The 23,681-nt window shown below is 57.6% G+C and carries 20 protein-coding genes; 14 read left to right on the forward strand and 6 right to left on the reverse strand.

The window, feature by feature from the left end:
* The first annotated feature begins 6 nt into the window (after positions 1–6).
* From QRN61_RS09075 to QRN61_RS09100, 6 genes are all read left to right on the forward strand, one after another.
* The gene (locus QRN61_RS09075; protein WP_350310350.1) at positions 7–1,089 is read left to right on the forward strand and encodes a glycosyltransferase; all 1,083 of its coding nucleotides are present in this window, start codon (positions 7–9) and stop codon (positions 1,087–1,089) included.
* Positions 1,090–1,104: 15 nt separating this feature from the next.
* Positions 1,105–2,217: a polysaccharide pyruvyl transferase family protein gene (locus QRN61_RS09080; protein WP_285373620.1), complete on the forward strand. Its 1,113-nt coding sequence runs from the start codon at positions 1,105–1,107 to the stop codon at positions 2,215–2,217.
* A complete protein-coding gene (locus tag QRN61_RS09085; RefSeq protein ID WP_285373622.1) occupies positions 2,214–3,443 on the forward strand; it encodes an MATE family efflux transporter in 1,230 nt (409 codons plus the stop codon). The genes QRN61_RS09080 and QRN61_RS09085 overlap by 4 nt, the downstream gene beginning before the upstream one ends.
* On the forward strand, positions 3,434–4,537 hold the full coding sequence (locus QRN61_RS09090) for a hypothetical protein (protein ID WP_285373624.1): 1,104 nt from the start codon (positions 3,434–3,436) through the stop codon (positions 4,535–4,537). Before QRN61_RS09085 ends, QRN61_RS09090 begins: the two co-directional genes overlap by 10 nt.
* A gap of 12 nt (positions 4,538–4,549) precedes the next feature.
* Entirely contained in the window at positions 4,550–5,593 is a 1,044-nt protein-coding gene (locus tag QRN61_RS09095; RefSeq protein WP_285373626.1) for an acyltransferase family protein, read from the forward strand.
* Between the two features lie 211 nt (positions 5,594–5,804).
* Positions 5,805–6,944: an SGNH/GDSL hydrolase family protein gene (locus QRN61_RS09100; RefSeq protein WP_285373628.1), complete on the forward strand. Its 1,140-nt coding sequence runs from the start codon at positions 5,805–5,807 to the stop codon at positions 6,942–6,944.
* An 83-nt stretch (positions 6,945–7,027) separates the two neighbouring features.
* On the opposite strand, the gene QRN61_RS09105 is transcribed toward QRN61_RS09100, so the two are convergent.
* Positions 7,028–7,432, reverse strand: a complete 405-nt coding sequence (locus tag QRN61_RS09105) for a phosphohexomutase domain-containing protein (RefSeq protein ID WP_285373629.1) — start codon at positions 7,430–7,432, stop codon at positions 7,028–7,030.
* Between the two features lie 38 nt (positions 7,433–7,470).
* Positions 7,471–8,304: a UTP--glucose-1-phosphate uridylyltransferase GalU gene (galU, locus tag QRN61_RS09110; RefSeq protein ID WP_027611481.1), complete on the reverse strand. Its 834-nt coding sequence runs from the start codon at positions 8,302–8,304 to the stop codon at positions 7,471–7,473.
* 389 nt (positions 8,305–8,693) lie between these two features.
* Here galU and galE point away from each other — a divergent pair, with 389 nt between their 5' ends.
* The 6 genes from galE to QRN61_RS09140 all read left to right on the forward strand — a co-directional run bounded on the left by galE (position 8,694) and on the right by QRN61_RS09140 (position 14,891).
* Entirely contained in the window at positions 8,694–9,710 is a 1,017-nt protein-coding gene (galE, locus tag QRN61_RS09115; protein ID WP_285373630.1) for a UDP-glucose 4-epimerase GalE, read from the forward strand.
* Positions 9,711–9,941: 231 nt separating this feature from the next.
* Positions 9,942–10,178, forward strand: coding sequence for a hypothetical protein (locus tag QRN61_RS09120; RefSeq protein ID WP_003226528.1), 237 nt, complete (start codon positions 9,942–9,944; stop codon positions 10,176–10,178).
* Between the two features lie 90 nt (positions 10,179–10,268).
* Positions 10,269–11,384 carry a polysaccharide biosynthesis/export family protein gene (locus QRN61_RS09125; protein WP_177416201.1) on the forward strand — a complete coding sequence of 372 codons (1,116 nt, stop codon included), beginning with the start codon at positions 10,269–10,271 and terminating at the stop codon, positions 11,382–11,384.
* Positions 11,385–11,392: 8 nt separating this feature from the next.
* Entirely contained in the window at positions 11,393–12,058 is a 666-nt protein-coding gene (locus tag QRN61_RS09130; protein ID WP_285373631.1) for a YjbF family lipoprotein, read from the forward strand.
* Positions 12,055–12,816, forward strand: coding sequence for a capsule biosynthesis GfcC family protein (locus QRN61_RS09135; RefSeq protein ID WP_350310351.1), 762 nt, complete (start codon positions 12,055–12,057; stop codon positions 12,814–12,816). The genes QRN61_RS09130 and QRN61_RS09135 overlap by 4 nt, the downstream gene beginning before the upstream one ends.
* Positions 12,813–14,891 carry a YjbH domain-containing protein gene (locus QRN61_RS09140; protein WP_027611486.1) on the forward strand — a complete coding sequence of 693 codons (2,079 nt, stop codon included), beginning with the start codon at positions 12,813–12,815 and terminating at the stop codon, positions 14,889–14,891. Before QRN61_RS09135 ends, QRN61_RS09140 begins: the two co-directional genes overlap by 4 nt.
* Before the next feature lie 965 nt (positions 14,892–15,856).
* On the opposite strand, the gene QRN61_RS09145 is transcribed toward QRN61_RS09140, so the two are convergent.
* The 3 genes from QRN61_RS09145 to QRN61_RS09155 all read right to left on the reverse strand — a co-directional run bounded on the left by QRN61_RS09145 (position 15,857) and on the right by QRN61_RS09155 (position 19,302).
* The gene (locus QRN61_RS09145; protein WP_247269292.1) at positions 15,857–17,251 is read right to left on the reverse strand and encodes an undecaprenyl-phosphate glucose phosphotransferase; all 1,395 of its coding nucleotides are present in this window, start codon (positions 17,249–17,251) and stop codon (positions 15,857–15,859) included.
* A gap of 387 nt (positions 17,252–17,638) precedes the next feature.
* Positions 17,639–18,283, reverse strand: a complete 645-nt coding sequence (locus QRN61_RS09150) for a winged helix-turn-helix domain-containing protein (protein WP_027611488.1) — start codon at positions 18,281–18,283, stop codon at positions 17,639–17,641.
* Between the two features lie 278 nt (positions 18,284–18,561).
* Positions 18,562–19,302: a winged helix-turn-helix domain-containing protein gene (locus tag QRN61_RS09155; RefSeq protein ID WP_134786931.1), complete on the reverse strand. Its 741-nt coding sequence runs from the start codon at positions 19,300–19,302 to the stop codon at positions 18,562–18,564.
* A 507-nt stretch (positions 19,303–19,809) separates the two neighbouring features.
* On the opposite strand from QRN61_RS09155, the gene QRN61_RS09160 reads away from it, so the two are divergent.
* Positions 19,810–20,643, forward strand: a complete 834-nt coding sequence (locus QRN61_RS09160; protein ID WP_027611490.1) for an undecaprenyl-diphosphate phosphatase — start codon at positions 19,810–19,812, stop codon at positions 20,641–20,643.
* 52 nt (positions 20,644–20,695) lie between these two features.
* Here QRN61_RS09160 and dusA read toward each other — a convergent pair whose 3' ends face one another.
* Positions 20,696–21,691, reverse strand: coding sequence for a tRNA dihydrouridine(20/20a) synthase DusA (dusA, locus tag QRN61_RS09165; protein WP_285373632.1), 996 nt, complete (start codon positions 21,689–21,691; stop codon positions 20,696–20,698).
* 367 nt (positions 21,692–22,058) lie between these two features.
* Here dusA and QRN61_RS09170 point away from each other — a divergent pair, with 367 nt between their 5' ends.
* Positions 22,059–23,489: a hypothetical protein gene (locus QRN61_RS09170; protein WP_285373633.1), complete on the forward strand. Its 1,431-nt coding sequence runs from the start codon at positions 22,059–22,061 to the stop codon at positions 23,487–23,489.
* Positions 23,490–23,681: the final 192 nt, after the last annotated feature.

Below are 23,681 nucleotides of genomic sequence, written 5' to 3' on the forward strand. Positions count from 1 at the left end.
TGGGTTGTGAAGAAAATACTGCACGTGGCTGAAACGATAAAAGGTGGGGTCGCCACCGTTATCCGCACCATCTCGGCGTCGCCCGAAGGCCAGGATTCGAATTACGAGCTGGTCTATCTGGTGCCGCTCGACCAGAAACAAGAGCTGCACGGCATCGATGCACAGCAGATTCGCACGTTCGAACGCAGCGGGCGCGATGTGCGTTCGCTGCTGCGATTTGCCTGGCAACTGACCCGGGTGGTGCTCAAGGAAAAACCCGACGTGGTGCATTTGCACAGCACCTTTTCCGGGGTAATCGGCCGCGTGGTCTGTGTGCTTCTGCGGCCCTGGCGCAAGCCGAAAATCGTCTACTGCCCGCACGCCTTTTCGTTCCTGATGGAAAGCTCGCCGACCAAGCAGAAGCTCTACGCGTGGATCGAGCGGGTCCTGCAAAGAGTCACCGACGTGATCATCTGCGTCAGCCGCTACGAAATGGACAAGGCCGCGCGGTTCGGCATTCAGCGCAAGCGCATGAAGCTGATCTACAACGGCATCCACCAACGCGGCGAAGCGCCGAAGGCCGAGAGCCCGGCGCCGATTCATCTGCTGTTCGTCGGTCGTCTGGACTACCAGAAAGGCTTCGACGTGTTGCTCAAGGCCTTCGCCAAGGTGCAGCGCAGCGATCTGAAACTGACAGTGGTCGGCAGTGCGGTCAACGAAGACAAGGTCGAGTGCCCCGAGATGGACGCGGTCGAGTACCTGCCGTGGGTCACGCCAGCCGAAGTGCAGGCGCTGTATCAGCAGGCCGACGCGTTGATCGTTCCGAGCCGCTGGGAAGGTTTTGCCATGGTGCCGCTGGAAGGCATGGCCATGGGGTTGCCGGTGATCGCCAGCAACTGCACGTCACTGCCCGAACTGGTCACCCATGAAGTGTCCGGCTACGTCTTTCCCACCGGTGATCATCAGGCGCTGGCCGACGTGCTGGCGCGAATCCAGAAGCCGCGGTTGCTCGACCTCGGCAGCGAAGGCCGGAACATCGTGCGCGAACGCTTCAGCGCCGCGCTGATGATCCGCCAGACCTACGACGTGTATTGCGCTCCCACTTATTAAGTAGAACTCAAGCTTATGAACGTAACGATTTTGCATGGCTACAGTGCGTCCAATTCCGGTGACGGCCTGCTCGTCGATCTGGCCATCGCGTTGGTGCAGCGCAACTTTGGCGAAGACACCGCGATCAATGTCGTGGCGTCCGATCCGCAGTCTTTCGCCTACCTGCCGCACCCGCGTTTCGACGCGCCGGTGATGGCGGCCAAGGGCCTGGGGCGGGTCAAGCAGGCGGTGTTCCTCAATCAGTCGTATGCCGGGCTGGCGGATCTGTTGCGCAAGACCGATTTGATCGTCGGCGTCGGTGGCGGCTACATGCGCTCGAAAAGTGCCTTCGAACACATCAAGCTCAAACTCGGCCACGCCAAGCAACTGGAAACGGCGATCCTCAGCAAGGTGCCGTCGGTGTACCTGCCGCAAAGCATCGGCCCGTTCCATGGCGAGAGCCGCCAGATCGTCGAGCACTACGCCAGTGCCGATGCGGTGTTCGTGCGCGATAACCGCTCCTCGGCGATGTTCGATGCCTGCGAAAACGTCTACCGCGCGCCGGATCTGGCGGTCCAGTCGCTGGCCAGCAAGATCCTTCAGCAACCGAAGTTCACCCGCTGCGCCGCATCGCCGGCCACCGTGTGCGTGGTGCTGCGCAAGCCGCCGGAGTGGAGCAAGGACAAGAAGGTCGCCTACGTCGCCAACCTGAAGCTGCTGCTGCAGCGCCTGAAGAACAAAAGCAAAGTGGTCTGCGCGGTGCAGAGCGCCGTTCGCGGCAACGATGACGGTGCGTTCTATCGCGAACTGGGCATCACCGAGGACCTGCTGTCGTTGAAGGCGACGATTGCCAAATATCAGCCGGACCTGGTGATCTCGGTGCGTCTGCACGGCGCCATCGAGTCGCTGCTGTCCGGTGTCCCGGCGTACCACATCAGCTATGAGCGCAAAGGCTTTGGCGCCTATCAGGACATGGGCGTGGAAGACTGGGTGATCAACGGTGGCGACATCAATGTCGAGCAGATCATCGACACCGTTTATGCGCCGAACGCGCTGTCGAATTTCGGCAAGCGCCTGACCGATACCTGCCGCGAAATCGAAGCCAAGACGGTGATGATGGACGAGATCATCAAAGGCGTCGTTCGATGATATTTCGCTTGCTGCTGCGCGGCGGAGCCTTGGGCGCGAAGTTTCTGCTGGTGTTGGCCATCACCCATTACCTGGGCTACGAAGCGCTGGGGTTTTATGGCGTGGTGGTCGCGGCGTCGCTGATCGCTTCGAAGTTCTACAGCGTTGGTTTCAGTTCCGAGATCAATCGGTTGATCAGCGTTGGCGGCAGCTCGCGGCGGGTGGTCGACAAAGTCCTGTTGCTGTACCTGGCGGTGGGGCTGCTGCTGTCGCTGGTCACGGTGGGGATTTACTCGCTGTTTCAGCAGGTCGAGGCGAGCACCGCGTTGATTCTTTGCGTGACGCTGGTGCTGCTCACCGAACACCTGTCGTTCGAGATCAACTCGTTCGTGTTTTCTGCGCAGAAAGCCACCGCGGGCGCGCTGCTGTTCTTCATCAAGACCGGTCTCTGGGCGCTGCTGGCGGTGGGCGGGATGATGCTCGACTGGGTCGCCGGCATCGCCAGTGTGCTGTGGTTGTGGGTGGCCGCCAACGTGCTGGTGATCGTCGCCGGTTACCTGATCGTGGTGAATGTGCACAAGGGTCGGGTCAGCGAAGCACTGACTACCGCGACCGTGTGGAAGGCCGGCCTGCCGTTCTACTTCGGCACGGGCTTGATCGCGCTGAGTCAGTACGCCGAGCGCTTTCTGATTGCCGATCTCGAACCCTACGCCAGCCTCGGTAAATACGTGTACGCGTGGTCGGCGGCGAACACTTTGCAGGCGCTGTCTTACGCGGTAGTGGCGGTGGTCGGCATTCCGGTGCTGGCCAAGCGGTTTCAGGCGGATCAGCAGTCATTTACGGTCAAGCAATTGTTCGTTAACAAGTGGGTGATGCGCTCGCTGCTGGTGTCGGCGGCGGTGGCGGTGCTGATCTATCTGTTCTTCAACGTGGTGCTCGATTACGTCGCCACCAGCGTGCCGCGTCCGGATAACGCGATCCTCGGTGTGCTGATCTTTTCCTTTGCCCTGCGGGCCATTGGCGACATCGTCTGGGGTGGTCTGATCGCTTCGAAAAACAGTCGGGTGTCATTCGCCAGCGCGGCGATCTGTCTGCTGGTGTCGGTGCCGATCAGCTACCTGCTGATCAAGCACTATTCGATTTATGGCGCGGCGTGGGGCAATGTCTTTGCGATCATCGTGCAGCTTGGCGTGATTGCCGTGTTGACCCGAGCGACCCGCGCAAAAGGGGCGCTGGCATGGGGTTGAAGTTGCCGTGCATCGAGTTTCGCGGCCGCAAACTCGATTCTTCGCTGTCGTTCCTGATTCTGTTCACCGGGCTGTTTCTGTCGGTGGCGATGCCGCTGCTGATCCCGCGCGCTCCGGGCCCGGATGCGATGACCTTGTGGTCGTCCTACGCCCGCGCCGACAACTGCAATTTCTGGAACCCGTTCTCACCGGATCGTTCCTCCTACGAGTGTTCGGCGTTCCTGCTGCGGCCCACCGGGATCAACCTGACCAACGCCTGGGCCTACGGGATGTTCTGCAACTTCTTCCTCACGGCGATTCCGGTGGTGGTGTTCCGGCGCATGCCGCTGGCGATCTTCGGCACCCTGTGTCTGTGGGGGATTGTGCGTTCGTTCTTCCTGGAAAACCTGACCAAGGAAATCATCGTTTCGGTGGCGGTGCTGAGCATTTTGTTCGGCTCGCTGACGCGCAAATACCGCGGCGGATTTTTTCTGTCGGCGGTGATCTACGGCGTGCTGATCCGGCCTTACTGGATTCTGTTTTCGCTGTCGTGGGTCGGCGTCTGCGTGATGAAGAAGTACGTGTCGCGCTTCACTTTCTTCCTGATGCTGTTCCTGTTTTACCTGGCGGTGGCCATGGCGATTCAGCTGGCGCTGGGGTTCCCGGTGTCATCGATTCGCGCCAGCAATAACGAGTTGCGCACGGCGGGGGAGGAGGGCTCGAAATCGCTGATTGTCTCGTGGCTCAGCGGCAGTGACTTCGTTTCGCAGGCGCTGGACTCGATGATCATTTTCTTCCGGCTGTCGTTCCCGGTGGAGCTGATTCTGTTGTCCGGGCCGGGCCAGGTGATCTTTGTGGCGCTGATGATCATGACCGCGTTGCTGCTGTTCAAAGTCATCACCTCCACCGATTACAAAGGCGCGCCGATCGAGACCAAACCCAAGGAACTGATCGCGATTCCGCTGGCGTTCCTGCTGGTGCAAGGGTTGTTCGAGCCGGACTTCGGCTCCTTCGCCCGGCACTTTTCCATGGTGGTGCCGGTGTTGTTTGTCGGCTTGGGTCTGATGTTGCGCGCCAACAAACCGGTGCGGGTTGAATCAAGAGTTCTGAATTGAGGCAGGTGCTGTATGTCGAGCAAGAAAAAATCGCTGGAGATCGAAACCCTGCGTGGTCTGGCGTGCCTGCTGCTGGTGCTCTATCACGTCATTGGCCCGTTGGGCGGAGGGCTGAAAATCGATATCGGCTCGCCGTTCCGGGTGATCGCCGACTCGATGGTGTACGTGCGCATGCCGCTGTTCACCTTCATTTCCGGCTACATCTATTCGATCTACAAAATTCGCGGCAATGACTTTTCCGCATTCTTCAGCGGCAAGGTGCGACGGCTGATCGTGCCGCTGTTTTGCGTCGGTGTGCCGTTCTCGGTGTTGCAGGCGGTGGGGCCGGGGGTGAACAAGGATGTCGGCGTGATCGATGCCTTGTTGTCGTTCTGGGTACCGGTCAATCACTTCTGGTTCCTGCAGGCGGTGTTCATCATTTTCATGTTCGTCGGCCTGCTGGAATGGCGCGGGATGCTGCGCTCGATGACGCGCTTGTACCTGCTGTTCGCCTTCGCAGCGGCGGTGTTTCTGTTGCCACCGTTCAAGCTCGATGCGTTCGGCATCAATGGTGCGATTTACCTGCTGCCGTTTTTTGTGGCGGGGATGATCGGCCAGGAAAATGTCGAGGCGTTGAAGCAGCGGTTCAAGGTGGTCGGGCCGTTGGTGTTTGTGTTGATTTCGTTGACGCTGCTGTACGTGGCGGCGATTGATCGTGAGTTGATCGTCGACCGCCGCAGCCTGATCGGTCTGACCGTGGGGTGTGTGTCCTGCATTGCTTTGCTGTCGAGTGACATGCGCTCGAAGTGGCTGACCTGGCTGGGCGGCTACTCTTACGCGATCTTTCTGTTCCATGTGCTGTTCGCGGCGACTTCGCGGTTTGTCATGGGACGGCTGGGGGTGAAAGACGAAAGCATTATGGTGCTCAGCGGACTGCTGTCGGGTCTGTTGGGGCCGGTGCTGCTGTCGATGATTTTCAGTCGCTTCAATGTCACTTCGATGCTGTTTCTCGGGGAGCGTGCGGCGAAGAAGAAGCCAGCGGTTGGCGTTACTCCGGTGGTGCCGGCCAATAGCTGAAAAGCTTCGCGAGCAAGGATCTCTGGAACTCACACCATCCCTGTGGGAGCTGGCTTGCCAGCGATGGGGACCGATCAGATGAAGCTTATTCGCCTGACCCACCGCCATCGCTGGCAAGCCAGCTCCCACAGGATTTAGGTGTACAAGGATTTAGCGGATGACCTCAACCTCTGCTCGCGAACGGGCCATTCCAGACTGAAGGAAATAATGCATGTTGGCAGTAAATGACGCTCAGCCCGTCGCGGCGTCGGTGGTGGAAGTGGGCGATGCCCGCGAGCGCTTTGCGCAGTGGCGCGAAGGCAAGGCCGGGAAGGTCTTGTCGGTCTCGGTGATCGGCGACAGCTACAGCGCCGGGCAGGATTTCTACCTGAACAAACTGGTGCAGCGCGTGGCCGGCGAGGTCGGTTTTGCCGGTCCCGGTTACGTCGGTTTCAACCACGGCGCGGCGCTGGGCGGCACGCATTTCAAATACACCCGCAGCAGCGAAAAATACTTCGGTGGTGGCTGGCAAGTATCCGGCCTCGGCCAAGCCAGCCCCGACAGCCGCACGGTGACCGGCAAGCCCGGCGCCTGGTTGCAAATCGATGCCAGCCCGACACCGGCCATCGACACCCAAGTCACCCAGGCGAAATTGCTCTACCTGGGCAACGGCGAAACCAGTGAGCTGCGCTACCGCTGGACGCCCTCGGAAGACTGGCAACCGTTGACGCTCAAGGGTTCAGGTGTGCAGGAAGTACCACTCGCAGGTCTTTCGGCAGCCGCAGACTGGTCATTCAAACTGGAAGTGGTGAAGGGTGCACCGACCTTGTTTGGCTTGTGGATGAGCAACGAGCAGCACGGCGTGCGGGTTTCGAAACTGGCGGCCTCGGGCGCGGCATCGGCGGATTTCTATCACCAGGACCCGCAATGGCAGGTGCAGTGGAAAGCCGCCGTGTCGAAGATCCCCGCCGACGTTTACCTGATCATGCTCGGCGGCAACGATCAGGGCTTCGGGGTCAAACCCGAACAATACCTGCACAACGTTCAGGGCCTGGTGGCGATGATCCGCGAGATCCAACCGGCGGCGAGCATCAACCTGATCATGCGTCAGGACACCACGCGTTCCAGCGCCTATCCGATGTCGGCGTATGCACAGGTCTTGCAGCCGTGGGCGCACGAGCAGCAGCTGGGCTTTGCCAATCTGCAATGCGCGTTCGGCCCTGACGTCAAACGCTATGCGGCGGCGATGATCGGCCCGGACAAGATTCATCCGCAGCCGGCCACGGGCGGGAAGGTGATTGCCGATTACTTCTATCGCTGGATCGTCAGTGGCATCAACGCGGACAGTTGCGACCCAACGAAACCCCTGTAGGAGCTGCCGAAGGCTGCGATCTTTTGATCTTGAAAAAGAAATCAAAAGATCGCAGCGTGCCGCAGCTCCTACAGGGGCGTGTTTTATTTGAAGTTATCTATCTGGCTGAGGAGCTCCGCAGTCCTCTGCGGCATCAGTTGCGTGGCACACCGGGTCTCGACATTGATGATGATCGCCGGCTCGTTGCAGCACAGGCGTACGCGGAAGCGCCAGTCGCTGAAGATCACCTTCAGCCCATCACGGTCGTCCATTTCCAGCGCCTGCTCGGCATACCGTTGTTTCAGATGGGCGAGCAGGGGATAGGGATCCGCCAGCGTCCGGCGAATGTCGCCGGACGAGGGAAACATGCCGATGCGTTCCACCAGCAAAATACTGCCCAGCCATGACTCGTTGGCGCTGGGCAACGGCTGATGGTGTGACAGCCAGCTCACCGCCCCGAGGTTGCCCACCTCCCGTTCAATCTCTGCTGCATGCTGTGCCATGTTCATGGGTTGCCTCCTGAAAAGAGAAGTGGGCGGGGACCGTCTCAGCGGCCCTTGAGGTAGACGTTGTCGTAGCAGAAGTTGGTCGCCTGCAAATAACCCTCGGCGTCGCCGCAGTCGAAGCGCAGGCCCTTGAACTTGTAGGCCAGCACGCAACCGTTCTGCGCCTGTTTCATCAGCGCGTCGGTGATCTGGATCTCGCCGCCCTTGCCCGGTTGGGTGTCGGCGATCAGGTCGAAGATGTCCGGCGTCAGGATGTAGCGGCCGATGATCGCCAGGTTCGACGGCGCGTCCTGCGGCGCCGGTTTTTCCACCATGTTATTGACCCGGTAGATGCCCTCGGAAATCAGCTCGCCGGCGATCACCCCGTATTTGTGGGTCTGGTCGGCCGGGACTTCCTGGATGGCGACGATCGAGCAGCGGAATTTCTTGTACAGCTGGATCATCTGCGACAGCACGCCGTCACCTTCCAGGTTCAGGCACAGGTCATCGGCCAGCACCACGGCGAAAGGTTCATCGCCGATCAACGGGCGGCCGCTGAGAATCGCGTGACCGAGGCCCTTCATTTCCACCTGACGGGTGTAGGAGAAGGTGCAGGTGTCGATCAGCTCGCGGGTGCCGGCGAGGAACTTCTCTTTCTCGGTGCCGCGGATCTGGTGTTCGAGTTCGTAGCTGATATCGAAGTGGTCTTCCAGCGCACGCTTGCCCCGACCGGTGACGATGGCCATGTGTTGCAGGCCGGCGTCCCGTGCTTCTTCAACGGCGTATTCGATCAACGGCTTGTTGACGATCGGCAGCATCTCTTTCGGCATGGCTTTGGTCGCCGGCAAGAAACGCGTGCCGTAACCGGCAGCGGGGAACAAACATTTACGAATCATAAAAGTATCCTGGACAGTCATGGAACACAGGCAACGGGTGCGCGCACTTATCAAAGCGCACAAGTTTCAATGATTATTGAACGAGTACTTTAATACCTGAGTCAGGTTGTTAATGGCAATTAGCGCAGGGGGCAAAACATGACAATGTTATGAGATGTCGGTTAAGGCGTTATTAGTTATTTTTAGTCGGTATCTGTTGATAGTGATGAGTGTACTTGGGGTGCTAATAAGTACCGGGCAATACAGTTTGACCTGCAAAAATATTTATTGCCAGTGGTTGAACTAATTTTGTTTAAGGCTGTTGTCGTCCTTATTTGTGTGGTGCGCCACAGATTCAATGAAAGGGACTTGACAGGCTACTTGTCACTTATCCAATGACGGACCGCGCTATGAAGATTCTGGTAACGGGTGGCGCCGGCTATATCGGCTCGCACACCACACTTGCGCTGCTTGAAGCAGGTTATGAAGTTGTTGTACTGGATAATCTTTGCAACAGCAGCGATGCGGCATTGCACGCGATAGAAGGTATCTGCGGCAAAAGCGCGTTGATGATTCGCGGCGATGTCTGCGACCGGGCGTTGCTCGACCGGATCTTCCGCGAGCATGCGATCGACGCGGTGCTGCATTTTGCCGGGCTCAAAGCCGTCGGCGAGAGCGTGCGCAAGCCGCTGGATTACTACGAGAACAACGTCGGCGGCAGCATCACCTTGTGTCAGTCGATGGCCTCAGCGGGGGTGTTCCGGCTGGTGTTCAGCTCGTCGGCCACGGTGTATGGCGAGCCTGAGCAGATGCCGATCCGCGAGGATTTCCCCACCGGCATTCCGACCAATCCTTATGGTCAATCCAAGCTGATCGTCGAGAACGTGCTGCGCGACCTGAGCCAGGCCGAGCCGCGCTGGAGCATCGCCTTGCTGCGTTACTTCAACCCGATCGGCGCGCATCACAGCGGGCATATGGGCGAAGACCCCAGCGGCATCCCCAACAACCTGCTGCCTTACATCAGCCAGGTCGCGGTTGGCAGCCTGCAGGAATTGTCGATTTTCGGCGACGACTACCCGACGATCGATGGCACCGGAGTGCGCGATTACATCCACGTCGTCGACCTCGCCGATGGCCATCTCAAAGCCTTGCAATCGATTGCCGACCGTCCGGGCATTCATACCTGGAACCTTGGCACCGGCGACGGCTACAGCGTGATGCAAGTGCTGCATGCCTTCGAACAAGCCAGTGGACGTCCGGTGCCGTACCGGGTGATGCCACGGCGCAGCGGGGACATTGCCGAGAGCTGGGCCGACGCCTCGAAAGCGCAAAAAGAACTCGGCTGGAAAGCCACGCGCAGTCTGCAGGACATGGTCACCGATACCTGGCGCTGGCAATCGAATCATCCGCGCGGTTATCTCGAATGATGTCGTTCTAATACTGAATGTTAGTTTCGGTCAGCTGTTAGATATCGTCGGGAAAATACGCTGGAAATGCCTTTTGCAAGTCCGTAGATATAAACCTGCCGTTCGACTTTTATCAGTTGGGTAAGACTGTGAAAGAACGACGGATCTTGTTCGCGCTTTTCGCGGACTCGAACGCTACCACCGCTAACAAAGACCGGTTTTTAACAGGTCGAATGTTAGAAAGGAGTTGATATGAAAAAAGTGATGGCGATTGCCCTGTTGACGATGTTGAGCAACTGGGCGTCCGCTGCTGAAGCACCGCTAACTGCGGTGACCAATGTATCTGGCAGTGTTGCGGCTTCTACAGCGCCTGCTGCCAGTACTGCAATGGTTGCCAGTGCAGTCGCGGCGTCCAACAGCGGCGGAAGTGCCAACGGCGGTACCACTGGCACCACCGGTACTACCGGCACCACCGGCACGCACAACTAACAGGAACATTTGTTAGTGCAGTACAGGGTCGCCCGACGCAAGTCGGGTGACTTTATTTTTAGATTCGCCCTTGAATAGCGTAGTGCCATTATGACTCGTAGTTTTTCTCTTTTGCTGTTGGCAAGTATCGCTTTGCAAGGTTGTATGTTTTCCCCCGGCCAATACCTGAGCACCGGCGACATCACGCGCCAGGGCGCCAGCGAAAGCAGTCGGGTCGAGCTGATCCCGATCACGCCCAAGCTGATCTCGATGACCCGTGCCACGCAGAAGCGTGAGACGGTACCGTCGGAACTGTTGGCAACGCCTGCGGAATACCGCATCGGCAGCAACGATGTGCTGTACATCACGGTCTGGGATCACCCGGAGCTGACCGCGCCATCGGGGGCACAACAGCAGATCGACGCCAACGGTCGACTGGTGCGCTCCGATGGCACGCTGTACTACCCGTTCATCAAGGAAGTGCAGGCGGCCGGCAAGACTATTCAACAGCTGCGCTCGGACATCGAAACCCGGCTGTCGGCGTTCATCGCCGAGCCGCAGGTGGATGTCGCGGTGCTGCGTTTCGCCAGTCAGAAAGTGGTGGTTTCCGGTGCCGTGGCCAAGGCCGGTCCGCAGCCGATTTCCACCAACCCGTTGAGCGTGGTCGAAGCCCTCGGCACTGCCGGCATCGACACCAATAACGCCGATCTGTCGGGCCTGTTGCTGACCCGCAATGGCCGGGTGTATCCGCTCAATCTCGACTCGCTCAACCAGCAGGATTCCGAGTTGCAGCACGTCTTCCTCAAGGGCGGCGATCAGCTGTACCTGCCGTACAACGACAACAAGCGCATCTACGTCATGGGCGAAGTCAATCAGCCCCGTGCGCTGAGTTTCAAGACCGCGACGATGAACCTCTCCGACGTGCTCGGTTCGGTCGGCGGTCTGAGTCAGACCACCTCCAACGGCAACGCGGTGTACGTGATTCGCGGGGTGGAAAACCTCGATGTAGAGCCAGCGAAGATCTATCAACTGGAAGCCCAGTCGCCGACCGCCATGGCACTCGCTTCGCACTTTGAAGTGCGTCCACAGGACGTGGTGTACGTCGGCCCGGCCAATGTCACGCGCTGGAACCGCTTCATCAGCCAACTGGTGCCGTCGGCATCGATTGTCGGGACCGGGGCTTCCGCTGCGAAGAACTGGAGCGAATTCAGTAACAACAGCAAATAAGGCCGACCGTGAAAACCTTGAAAGTTGGCGTCTGCCTGATGGCGGCCTTGATGTTGTGTGGCTGTAACCCGCTGATGACCGCTTCGGTGCGCAACCTCAAGTCGGCGGTGATCGGCCCGGACGAGCTGGACGTGAGCGCGGCCCAGGTGGCCGAGGTCAAGTATCCGCAAGTCAAACTGACCACGCCGTCTGGCTCCGGGGTGCTGGCGCTGGTGCGCGAGCGGGAAGACCTGCAGTTCTGGGTCGCCTCCGGTAAACAGGTGTTGCTGCTGCGTGACGGCCTCGCCGTGCGCACCATCGGCCTCGGCGTCGAGGGCGACCTGGACGGCACGCGGCTTGCCGACAACGCGCCGTTCAAACGCGGCCTGCATCAAGTCGCCGATGGTTTCACCAGTCAGCGCTGGATCGACCTGTACAAGGGCCAGGAAGTCGGTTTGATCGTCAATAGCCGGTTCTCCCGCCGATCCACGCAAACCCTGCAAATTCTCGACAAGGAATACACCGTGCTGCGTGTCGACGAACGTATCGACGTCCCGGCGATCGGCCTGCGCGCGACCAACCATTACTGGGTCGATCCGCAGGATGGTTTCATCCTGCAGAGCGAGCAGCAACTGACCGCGCAACTGCGCGTGCGCATCGTGCAACTGACCCCTGATCGCAGGCACCTGCCGTGAAGCGCTTACGAATGTTATCGGCGGGTTTGCTGTTGCTCAGCGGCATCAGTCAGGCAGCGGTCACCGTCAGCGGCGATGTCGCCAACCCAGGGCCGGTGGAGTTGCCGCCGGGCGGGCGCTTGCTCGACGTAATCAGCGTGGCGGTGCCGAATGCCGAAGGTTACTGGCTGGCCGGCGTGTTGCTGCGCCAGTCGTTGCTGGAACAGCAGGCGCGGCTCAAGGCCGGGGTGTTGTTTGATCTCGATGTGTTGCAGCGCATGGCGTCTTTGTTTGACCGACCCAGTCGCGCGGCGCTGGCGCTGCGCCTGGCTGAGCAGGTGCGGCAAATGCCGGTCACCGGGCGTCAGGTGGCGGACCTCGATCCGGTCGCGGTGGAAGTCGGTTTCGCGCGCAATATTCGTTTGGACGACGGCGATCGGCTGATCTACCCGAAACGGGTCGACGAGGTGCAAGTGCTGGGCGCGGTCGCCGAAACCTGCCACCTGCCTTATCAGCCGCTGCTGGAGGCGCGCGAGTATCTGGAAAACTGCACGCCGCTGGACGATGCCGAGGCCGATTACCTGTGGCTGATCCAGCCCAATGGTGCGGTGCGGCGGGTGGGCATTGCGCATTGGAATCGCGAGAGCGGGCAGTTCCCCGTGGCCGGCAGCAAGATTCTGGTGCCGGTGAAGAATGATGATCTGGATCCGCCTGTTCCTGAACTGAATCAGCAGTTGGCCGAATTGATTGCCACGCAGCTGGCTGAGGTGGTTCGTTGAAGTTACGTTTTGCAGCTGTGTTGTTATTGCCGTGCGGTCTGGTGCATGCCGAGCCGCGTATTACCCAAAATGATTTCGGCGGCACCGGTCTGTTGCAGACCCCGACCGCGCGCATGGCTCCGGCCGGAGAGCTGAGCGTCAACGCCAACCGCACCGAGCCTTACAGCCGCTACAGCGTGTCGTTGCAGCCACTGGACTGGCTCGAAGGTTCGTTCCGCTACACCGCGATCACCAACCGGCCGTACGGCTCTGAGGCGCTGAGTGGCAGCCAGAGCTACAAGGACAAGGCGGTCGACGCCAAAGTCCGGCTGTGGCAGGAAAGCCACTGGGCGCCGGAAGTCGCGCTGGGCTTCCGAGACATCGGTGGTACGGGCTTGTTCTCCAGTGAGTTTTTCGTCGCTAACAAGCGCTTCGACAATTTCGATTTCAGCGCCGGTATTGCCTGGGGTTATCTCGGTAATCGTGGTGATCTCGACAACCCGCTGGGTTACGTCAGTGATCGCTTCGACACCCGGCCGGCCCTTGAGGGTACCGGTGACGTCAACTCCGGCTCGTACTTTCGCGGTCGGCCGTCGTTCTTCGGTGGCGTCAGCTACCAGACGCCGTGGGATCGACTCAGCCTGAAACTCGAATACGAAGGCAACGACTACAAGCACGAACCGAAGGACAACGTGATCAAGCAAGACTCGCCGATCAACTTCGGTGCGGTATTCAAGGTCGCCGATTCGGTGGACGTCAGCGCGGCGTGGGAGCGGGGCAACACGGCGATGTTTGGCATCACGTTCCACACCAATTTCGTCAGCCGCAAGGCGCCGGCCAAGACCTACGACCCGACGCCGGAACCGCTGCCGGCGAAGATGCCGACCACGCCGATGGAACAAGTCAACTGGGCCGACGTATCGCAGCGCCTGCAGCAGAATGCCGGGTACAAGGTCGAGCGCATCAGTCAGCGTGATTCCGAGCTGATCGTCTACGGCGAGCAGCAGCGCTACTTCCATTCGTCGAAGGCTGTCGGCCGCGCGAGCCGGATTCTCGACAACAGTGTGAACGACGACATCAACTGGTTCACCGTGGTCAACAAGCGCTACGACCTGCCGCTGGAAGAGACCAGCGTGCCGCGCCAGACCTTCCGCGAAGTGATCAACAACGAGGAGCCGCTGGAGTCGTTGCACCGCACCACCGAGATCAACCCGGCGATGCCGCACAACGAGAAAACCCTCTACAGCGAAGCGCCGCAGCACTTCAATTATGGCGTTGGGCTGGGCTTCAAGCAGAACGTTGGCGGGCCTGATGGTTTGCTCTATCAGTTCAGTGCCGACGCGGATGCCGAGTACCGCTTCAACCGCAACACCTGGTGGAACGGTCTGCTCAGTGCCAACCTGGTGAACAACTTCGACAAGTTCACCTACGATGCACCAAGCGGCCTGCCGCGGGTGCGTACCGATTTGCGTCAATATCTGACCACCTCGGAAGTGACCATGCCGTTGTTCCAGGTCAGCCATGCCGAGCAGTTGGACAAGGACCTGTATGGCATGGTCTACGGCGGCTATCTGGAATCGATGTTTGCCGGTGTCGGCGGTGAGGTGCTGTTCCGGCCGACCGGTGAGCGCTGGTCGGTGGGAGCGGATCTGAACTATGTGCGCCAGCGCGAGTTCGACCAGGGTTTCGGCCTGCGCGACTACTCGGTCTGGACAGGGCACATCACCGGTTACACCGACTTGCCGTACGACACACTGGCTGCGGTCAGCGTCGGTCGTTATCTGGCCGGCGACTGGGGCGGTACGCTGGACATCTCCCGCGAGTTCTTCAATGGGGTGCGCTTCGGTGCCTGGGCGACGATCACCACGGCTGGCAGTGCCGAGTACGGGGAGGGTAGTTTCGACAAGGGCATCTATTTGTCGATCCCGTTCGACGAAATGATGAGCATGTCGACCATGCGCCGCGCCAACCTGGTCTGGGCCCCCCTGACCCGCGACGGCGGCGCCAGGCTCAATCGCAGCTTCCAGCTGCACTCGATGACCGATAGCCGTGAGGGTGACATGTTCTACCGCAACTTCTCGAAGATTACCGAGTAAACCCCGGGCCTTCTCGGGACCTGTGGGAGCGGGCTTGCCCGCGAAGGCGTCGGCACATTCAACATTTGTGCTGCCTGACCCACCGCTATCGCTTGCAGGCAAGCTCCCACAGTGATTTTGTGGTGTGCCCGATTTGAGTGAACGCCGCCGGACCCTGTGGGAGCGGGCTTGCTCGCGAAGGCGGCGGCACGTTCAACATCTCTGTCGCCTGACCCACCGCTTTCGCGGGCAAGCCACGCTCCCGCAGTGTTTTGTGGTGAGGCACATATCCCGATCCATGCCGAGATCCCCTGTGGGAGCGAGCTTGCTCGCGAAGGCGTCGGCCCATTCAACATCTGTGCTGCCTGACCCACCGCTTTCGCGGGCAAGCCACGCTCCCACTTTGGTACGGGGTGAACTGGATATCTTGATCCCCCTCCCGATCCCTGTGGGAGCGAGCCTGCTCGCGAAGACGCCAGTCCATTCAAAATCCATGTTGCCTGACCCACCGCTATCGCTTGCAGGCAAGCTCCCACAGTGATTTTGTGGTGTGCCCGATTTGAGTGAACGCCCCCGATCCCTGTGGGAGCGAGCCTGCTCGCGAAGACGCCAGTCCATTCAAAATCCATGTTGCCTGACCCACCGCTATCGCGGGCAAGCCACGCTCCCACAGTGTTTTGTGGTGAGGCACGTATCCCGATCCATGACGAGATCCCCTGTGGGAGAGGGCTTGCTCGCGAAGGCGTCGGCACATTCAACATCTGTGCTGCCTGACCCACCGCTTTCGCGGGCAAGCCACGCTCCCACAGTGTTTTGTGGTGAGGCACATATCCCGATCCATGCCGAGATCCCCTGTGGGAGCGGGCTTGCTCGCGAAGGCGCCGGCACTGCCACCCTCGCAACAGCCTGACCCACTACCCAAATCCCGCCCACAAAAAAGGGGACTCTCGTCCCCTTGCGGTATCGCCTGGCTTGTCACCAGCCCATCAATAAATATCTTTCGACAACAACGTAAACGGCGTCTTTACCAGGATCTTCAAATCCAGCCACAACGACCAGTTGTTGATGTAATGCAGGTCCATCTCCACTCGCCGCTGCATCTTGTCGATGGTGTCGGTCTCGCCACGGCAGCCGCTGATTTGCGCCAGGCCGGTGATTCCCGGTTTGATTCGATGACGAGCCATGTACGCGAGGATTTTCCCCGAGTAGTAGTGGTTGTGCGCTACAGCGTGCGGACGTGGACCGACCAGGGCCATCTGCCCCTGCAGCACGTTGAACAATTGCGGCAGCTCATCCAGCGAGGTGCGGCGAATGAAGCGCCCGACCGCAGTAATACGCGAGTCATTACGGCTGGCCTGAACCACTTCACGGTCATCGTGCACGCGCATCGAGCGGAATTTCCACACCTGAATCACCTTGCCGTTCCAGCCGTGGCGATCCTGCTTGAAGAACACCGGCCCCGGCGAGTTGATCTTCACCGCCAACGCGATGAACAGCAGCACCGGGCTCAGCAGGATAATCGCCAGCAGCGCCACGCCTTTTTCCACCAGGCTCTTGCTCAGCGCAGCGGTAGGGCGGCTGGTCAGCGGACTTTCGTTGAGGCAGATCGCCGGCAGACCATCCACGACCTTCACCGAGTGGTTGAGCAGGGTCAGACTGTTCAAGTCCGGCACCCAGACCACATCGACGTTGGCGCCGAGCAAATCGACGTACATCGCTTCGATTTTTGCGGCCTCGGCCAGCGGCAGGGTGATGTACAACCGGCGGATGTCATGATCCTTGATCAGCTCCAGCAAATCTTCCTGATCACCGACCACACGCGGCGCATCCGCATCCAGATTCGGTGTCGCGCCATTGCTGACCAAACCTACCAGCGGCAGGTTTTCCACCTGACTGATCTTCTTCGCCAGACCCAGAGCCAGCTCGCCAGTGCCGACGATCAGGGTCTTCTGCGCGCTGGTGCGGGAACGCTGGTAGTACTTGGAAAAGGCATGCAGCGGCGCGTACATCAATGCTTGGCCGAGGAAGCCGTAGACCGCCCAGCTCAGCGTCACCTCGCGGGAGAACACTTCGTCGGCCTTGCACACGAAAGCGATGCCGGCCAGCGCCACCATGGTCATCGACCAGCCCATGAACAAGCGTCCAAGCCCGGTCAGGTAATTGTCCTGCTTGCGGTACACGCCGCTAAATGTATACGCCGGTACCGAGGCCAGTACCGCCAGTGTCGCGCACATGCGGTAATAGAACTCGACGGTGCCGGTGTGCCGTTCAGCGAGTATGAATAGCAACGCAACAATGAAAGCCTGCGCCAATGCCCATTGGCCCCAGAAGGTAAGTCCCTTGAGGCCGTTATTTCGATTGATCCGTAGAGAAAGTTCCATGAGATATCCCCAGAAATACGTCCATTCAGGTTTCGACAGTTGAAGTCCGAGTTGCTAGATAGGCTTGTTGTTGTTATTGGACGAGTGTCCTGAGGTAACAACGTCGATAGGCCGAACTGTCGTCAATCAATAGACTAAGTTATTGCCGGAGAGGGTGTCTGACGAGTTCTAACAAGATGGCACAGTGCCAACTTTTTAATAATCAAATACAAGGGTGTTAGAAAAGGTCGCAGAGCGGGGGGTGAATAAATTATGTTGTGTTTGTTACTGTAGGAGGGGTGGAGGCAGGGAGCTATTATTACCAGGGGGGAAGCCAAACAGAGTGCTCTTGTTGTTTTTGTAATCGCACTGTTTTCTGTTTGTTTTGTTCGCGGATATCGGCGGTATTTACGCAACGATTTCCTGAATGAGGCAATAACCGCGGTTTCTTACGGCACGGAACAATCGCTCACCATTACTCGCGTTTTTGAACTTGTCCTGCAGGCGACTCAGGCACATCTCCAGGCCGCGATATTGCTCCGGCTCGCGGCCGATGCTGAGGATCAGGTCATCTCGACTGACTACACGTTCTTCGTGATGGAGCATTTTGCGCACCAGCGCGGTTTCCAGTCCGGTAAGGCTGATCTCGACGCCTTCCTTGACCAGGGCGCCTTGATCGTTGTCCAGATGCCAGGTTTCGTTGCAGGTGGCGGCGTCTTCGATGGCGGCAGTGCGGTTGTCGCTCTCTGCACTTTGAAACGGCTTCGCCGATTGTGCGGACAACCATTCCGATTCGAGGGTGGCCAATATGCGCTGGGTGTCGTGTTCAATCGTGCGGGCAACGTTTTTCCGGGTGCCCCTTGGGTAAGTGAACTCCATCAGCATGGGAGCGGAAGAGGGCGAAGTAGCACCTTCAATAAACATTTGTGCCTGAGACGTGCCAAACGAATTGAAGCGCTCGCTGGACAGAATGCTCTCAAGTTCACGCTGCGACGTTGTACTGTTGGTCACGACGACAAAATATTTTCTTGGGAGGGTTGTACTAGTTTCCATGTCTCTCTCCTAAAATGTGCACCAAAATGGGCGAAAAGGTAAATCGGCAGGCGAGCAATAACTTCCTTGGAAGTAACCGACAGGCAGGGTCTGGGCCCAAAATGGCCTCGATAAATTCCACTCGTTCTGCTGCTATGTTGTTAAGTTTATTGTTATGGTTCGGTGTAGCCGTGCTCATTCAATGGCTTGATTATTAGTAGATTTGAAGTACAACTTGAGCTGTATGGTTGCATATGACGATCCTTCGTGATTATGCAAAGAGGATGGCTGCCCGAGAGTCAGGCAGTCGATATCAGACCCCGCATCAGGCGATAGCCGTAGCCGCGGATGCTCTGAATCGCGTTGGTACCATACATGTCCTTGATTTTTCCACGCAAGCGGCTGATGGATTTTTCCAGCGCTCTCGGGTCGTAGAAATTGGTATTGAGCCCCATGATGCTGGCGATTTCATCATGGCTGAGAATGTGATTGCTGGTCTGCGCAAAGGCTTCCAGGATCTTCATCTCGGCGAACGAGATGTCGAGTTTCTGGCTGGCGCCGCCGAGCAGGCAGATGCGCGTCGGGTCGAGCGTCAGATTGATATCCCGCTGCCATTCTTCACTGTTGAAGAATTCACCGAGCAACTCGTCGCCCTCGTCGGAAAGGGTATTGAGTTTGATACAGAAGTCGGCACCGGCCAGGAAGTACTTGATCTTGTTGAACGCGCCGCGACCGGTTATGACCGCGCAAATGATCGGTTTCAAGTTGTCGGAACGCAGGTTCTCGATCAGCGCAAGATTGTCTTCCAGCGCTTGCGGAGTGTCGATAACGATGAAAATGGCTCGATACGAACCAGAAAGTTCATTGTTATAGGAACTAGTGTACGAACTGGCCTCAAGTGCCATATCAGTGCGTACGTGCTTTGCGATCAGCGCACTAAAATGTTCGGCCACGCCACGGGTACGGCCCAGTGTGAGAACACCGGGTACGTCGTTTGTCGGGCGCGGACTTCTAGTCGCCAAGTTCCCTGAGAGCATCATGCTTTGACTCGAATTAGGTGCTGACATCGGGATGTTAAAGCACCGGTTCTCATCTGTGACTGACAATTGGTAACATTCACGCGATTTTTAGACGTGGCTCCCGAGTTTTCTAACAATAATTAAGCATTTCAAGCTTTTAGTTGATTTTCTCGGGGTTGTGAACTAGTCGTTACATGATGGCGATGTGGAATTGTGCCACTATTTTGAATCTATGGCGATGGCTTTATTCATGTCCAATTGCCACTGTCGACGATCCTGAGACAATGTGAGCTGGATCACACTTTATTGGCCAGTCGAACTTTTTTCTACTATAGCCCTAAATATTTTTCGTGTAGTTCGTAGGCGGACGTTTATTAACATGGCTTGAGTGTGTCTTTTGATAAGACATATTCTCCGTCGCCTGATCAGGCAATGGGTGTCGCGTTATACCGATTGTTTAACTTCAGATACTCAATTCCTGAATGCAGTTGACCGGTCGCTCATCAAGAGCGCTCTGACGGAGGATTAATGGATTTCTGGACCTTTATCCAGGTGTTGATATTGGGCGCGGTAGAAGGCCTGACCGAGTTCTTGCCGATCTCCAGTACCGGCCACCAGATCATCGTCGCCGACCTGCTGGACTTCGGCGGCGAACGCGCGATGGCGTTCAACATCATTATTCAGCTGGGCGCGATCCTGGCCGTAGTCTGGGAGTTTCGCCCGAAGATCTTCGACATCGTCAAAGGCCTGCCCACCCAACGCAATGCACAACGTTTCACCCTCAACCTGCTGATAGCTTTCCTGCCGGCGGTGGTCCTCGGCGTACTGTTCGCTGACAAAATCCATCAATACCTGTTTAACCCGATCACTGTGGCCATGGCCTTGGTGGTGGGCGGCATCGTCATGTTGTGGGCCGAACAGCGCAATCATGTGGTGAGCGTCGATCACGTCGACGATATGCGCTGGTCAGACGCGTTGAAGATCGGTTTCGTGCAATGCCTGGCAATGATTCCCGGCACGTCGCGCTCCGGCTCGACCATCATCGGCGGTTTATTGTTCGGCTTGTCCCGGAAAGCCGCCACAGAGTTCTCGTTTTTCCTCGCCATGCCGACCATGGTCGGCGCTGCGGTGTACTCCGGCTACAAATACCGCGACCTGTTCCAGGCCAGCGACCTGCCAGTGTTCGCCCTTGGTTTCGTCATCGCCTTCATCTTCGCCATGATCGCCGTGCGCGGCCTGCTCAAATTCATCGCCAACCACAGTTATGCGGCGTTCGCCTGGTATCGGATCGCGTTTGGCTTGTTGATTCTGGCGACGTGGGTGTTTGGCTGGGTGAACTGGACGGAAGCTGCGGCGGGGTGATGCGCACGCCAGGCGGATCAACCCGCCTGGCACGTTTTACGGAGGGAGGGCATCAACGCCCTTGCAGTAACTCGCCAGCCTGATCCAGCAACGCCAACGGATCCTTGGCCTTGTGAATATCCACCGACAACAACTGGCGGAATTTACGCGCCCCCGGGAACCCGGTACCCAGCCCCAACACATGCCGGGTGATGTGATGCATCGCACCGCCCGAATGTAAATGCTCGGCAATATATGGCCGCAACTGCGCCAGCGCCTCGGCACGGCTGATCACCGGCGTGCTGCTGCCGAACAGCTGCTGATCGACCTCCGCCAGCAAATACGGATTGTGATAAGCCTCACGCCCGAGCATCACACCGTCAAAGGTCTGCAAGTGCTCATGGCAGGCCTCCATCGTCTTGATCCCGCCGTTCAGCACAATCTCCAGCTCCGGAAAATCCGCCTTTAACTGCGCCGCCACGTCATACCGCAACGGCGGAATGTCGCGATTCTCCTTCGGCGACAACCCCTCCAGAATCGCAATCCGCGCATGCACGGTAAAACTGGTACACCCGGCGTCCCGCACCGTACCGACGAAATCACACAACTCGGCGTAACTGTCCCGCCCATTGATCCCGATCCGATGCTTCACCGTCACCGGAATCGACACCGCATCGCGCATCGCCTTCACACAATCCGCCACCAGTTGCGGATGCCCCATCAGGCACGCGCCGATCATGTTGTTTTGCACGCGATCGCTTGGGCAGCCAACATTAAGGTTCACCTCGTCGTAACCATGCTCCTGCGCCATGCGCGCGCAGGCGGCCAGATCCAGCGGAACACTACCGCCGAGCTGCAGTGCCAGCGGATGCTCGGCTTCGTTGTGACGGAGGAAACGTTCGTGATCGCCGTTGAGGAGGGCGCCGGTGGTGACCATTTCGGTGTAGAGCAGGGCGTTCTTCGACAGGAGGCGTAGGAAGTATCTGCAATGCCTATCAGTCCAATCCATCATCGGGGCGACGGAGAAGCGGCGGGAGAGTGGGGCGGGTGTGGCGGAGATAGGAGACATTGGCGGTTCTGGGTTGGGTGGGGCTGGGAGGTGGGGGAGTTTATCAGGAATGGGGGCGGACTGGTTTGAAGGCTGGTAGAGGTCTGTTTCTGAAAAGTTGGTTCAATACGGTGGATGTGTTGTAGCAAATGGGAAGTAAATAAATCTGACACTCTCCTCAGTACCGCTTTATAAAAGTTTTACGACGGCCTTTCATTTGCTCGATCGATAGCCGGTGCTTTTCAGGAAGGCGTTGACTGCGCGCGAAGGTAGACCCAGATGGTGCGCGCATGATTTGGTCGTGCGGAGGTCTCTATCCTGCATATTTTCATGCTATACAAAGGCGCTTCACGACGATCAATTGCGTCTGTTTTCAAAGGTGATTTTCATGGAAAGAACTTGCATTATCTGTGGCGTTGCGGCCAATTCCCGCGAGCACGTATTTCCGGCTGCTTTAGGAGGACGTCGTACCAATAAAGGTATTTATTGTGATACTCACAATGGAGACTACTCAGAGCTGGCAAATATCATCGCCAACCAGATGCGGTTCTTCAATTCGCAAATAGGGGTGGTGGGAGATCACCAGAAATCGACAGGAGAAGTGAAGCCCGTCTTACTGATTGATCCTGCGACCAAGGCTGAAATGTGGCTGACTAACACCTCAACTGCTTATGCTGAACCCCGCATAGTGTCCGCCACGTCGCACTCAAAGGGCGGTAGCACGATTGAAATTGCAGCCAACTCTCCCGAGCAACTAGAAGCCTATGTAGCTGAATTACAAAAGAAAGGTCTGAACGTTCGCATTGAGAGCAAAGGTACGCCAGGCATTTACTATCCTGGCACACTTGAGGGGCGGCTTGATTTGGGCGGGACCTATACTGGGCTTAGGGCAATTGCCTACATAGCTCAGACATTTTTAGCCCATGCGTTTCCGGAATTGGCCCGCCTACCCGAGTTGGCACCTATCAAAGAGTACACGCTTAATAATTCTGGGAAAGATTTTGCTTGGTGGTTAAATCCTTATGACGAAGAGCACGACCCTCAGAGAAAGAGGTTTAGTCACCGAGTGATTGTTGGCCATAACGCAGATGACAACGTCATCTATGCCAGGATTTCGCTGTTCGGAGCGTTTCATTACGGTGTCAATCTTGGGGTCGCTGCAACGGTATCAAGTCGGTCGGTAGTGTTCGTTATTGACCCGCTGGCGAAGCATCCCCCGCAGGACCTGCAAAAAACAGAATATGACATAGCTGTCGGCTACAGCCCAAAACCTAAAAATTTGACGAAGTACCTCGGCGACTCGATAAAAAATGGTGAAGCGAAAGCCTCTGTAGACGCTTTGATGCGCAGTATTCAGGATTTTCAGCGAGAGAATCTTGCCAAAAAATGGCTTCAAGAGCTTGAAGAGACTAAACCTACGGATCAAGAAACTGCCAATTTATTTTTTAAGCGGTTGGTATCCGTTGAGTCTGGTTGGGTGTTGAGGCTAATCAGGCATTCTCGACGTAATTTTAGCCAAGCCATGTCGAATTTCGAAAATGGGGATATTGCGAAAATCCTTCGCTATTACAGTGAGAATGATGAGCTAGATCCGTACTCCTCCGATGGGTTATCTGATTACGGAAGAATGTTACTGGAGATATCGAGCGCGGCTCTGGTGCGTAAATTGATCGACGATTTTTTTAATGGAGAGCTTGATCAAGACCGAATGGAAATGCTACTAAATGGCGGCCAGGGGCTGCATACGGTGTGCAGAGTTGTTCTGGATGAAGCGACTCTTAAAGTTTTGGGCTATGCCATAAGCGATGAGGTGTATTGAAAAATACTGGGTGGGTAAACGATGGGGCTGCCATTGGTCCTAGACTGTATTGCCGAGTCAATACACTGCACTCCAACGCCCGAGTCTGGATTGAGCGTAAAAGCGATAGGTGAAAAATTCGGGGACTGGAGATTACCGTGCCCTATTCTGAGTTCTTCAATTCTCCTTGAGGCAGGTGTCACGTATTTCAAC

The organism is Pseudomonas sp. lyk4-TYG-107 (genome assembly GCF_030209055.1).
GTDB lineage: Bacteria > Pseudomonadota > Gammaproteobacteria > Pseudomonadales > Pseudomonadaceae > Aquipseudomonas > Aquipseudomonas putida_A.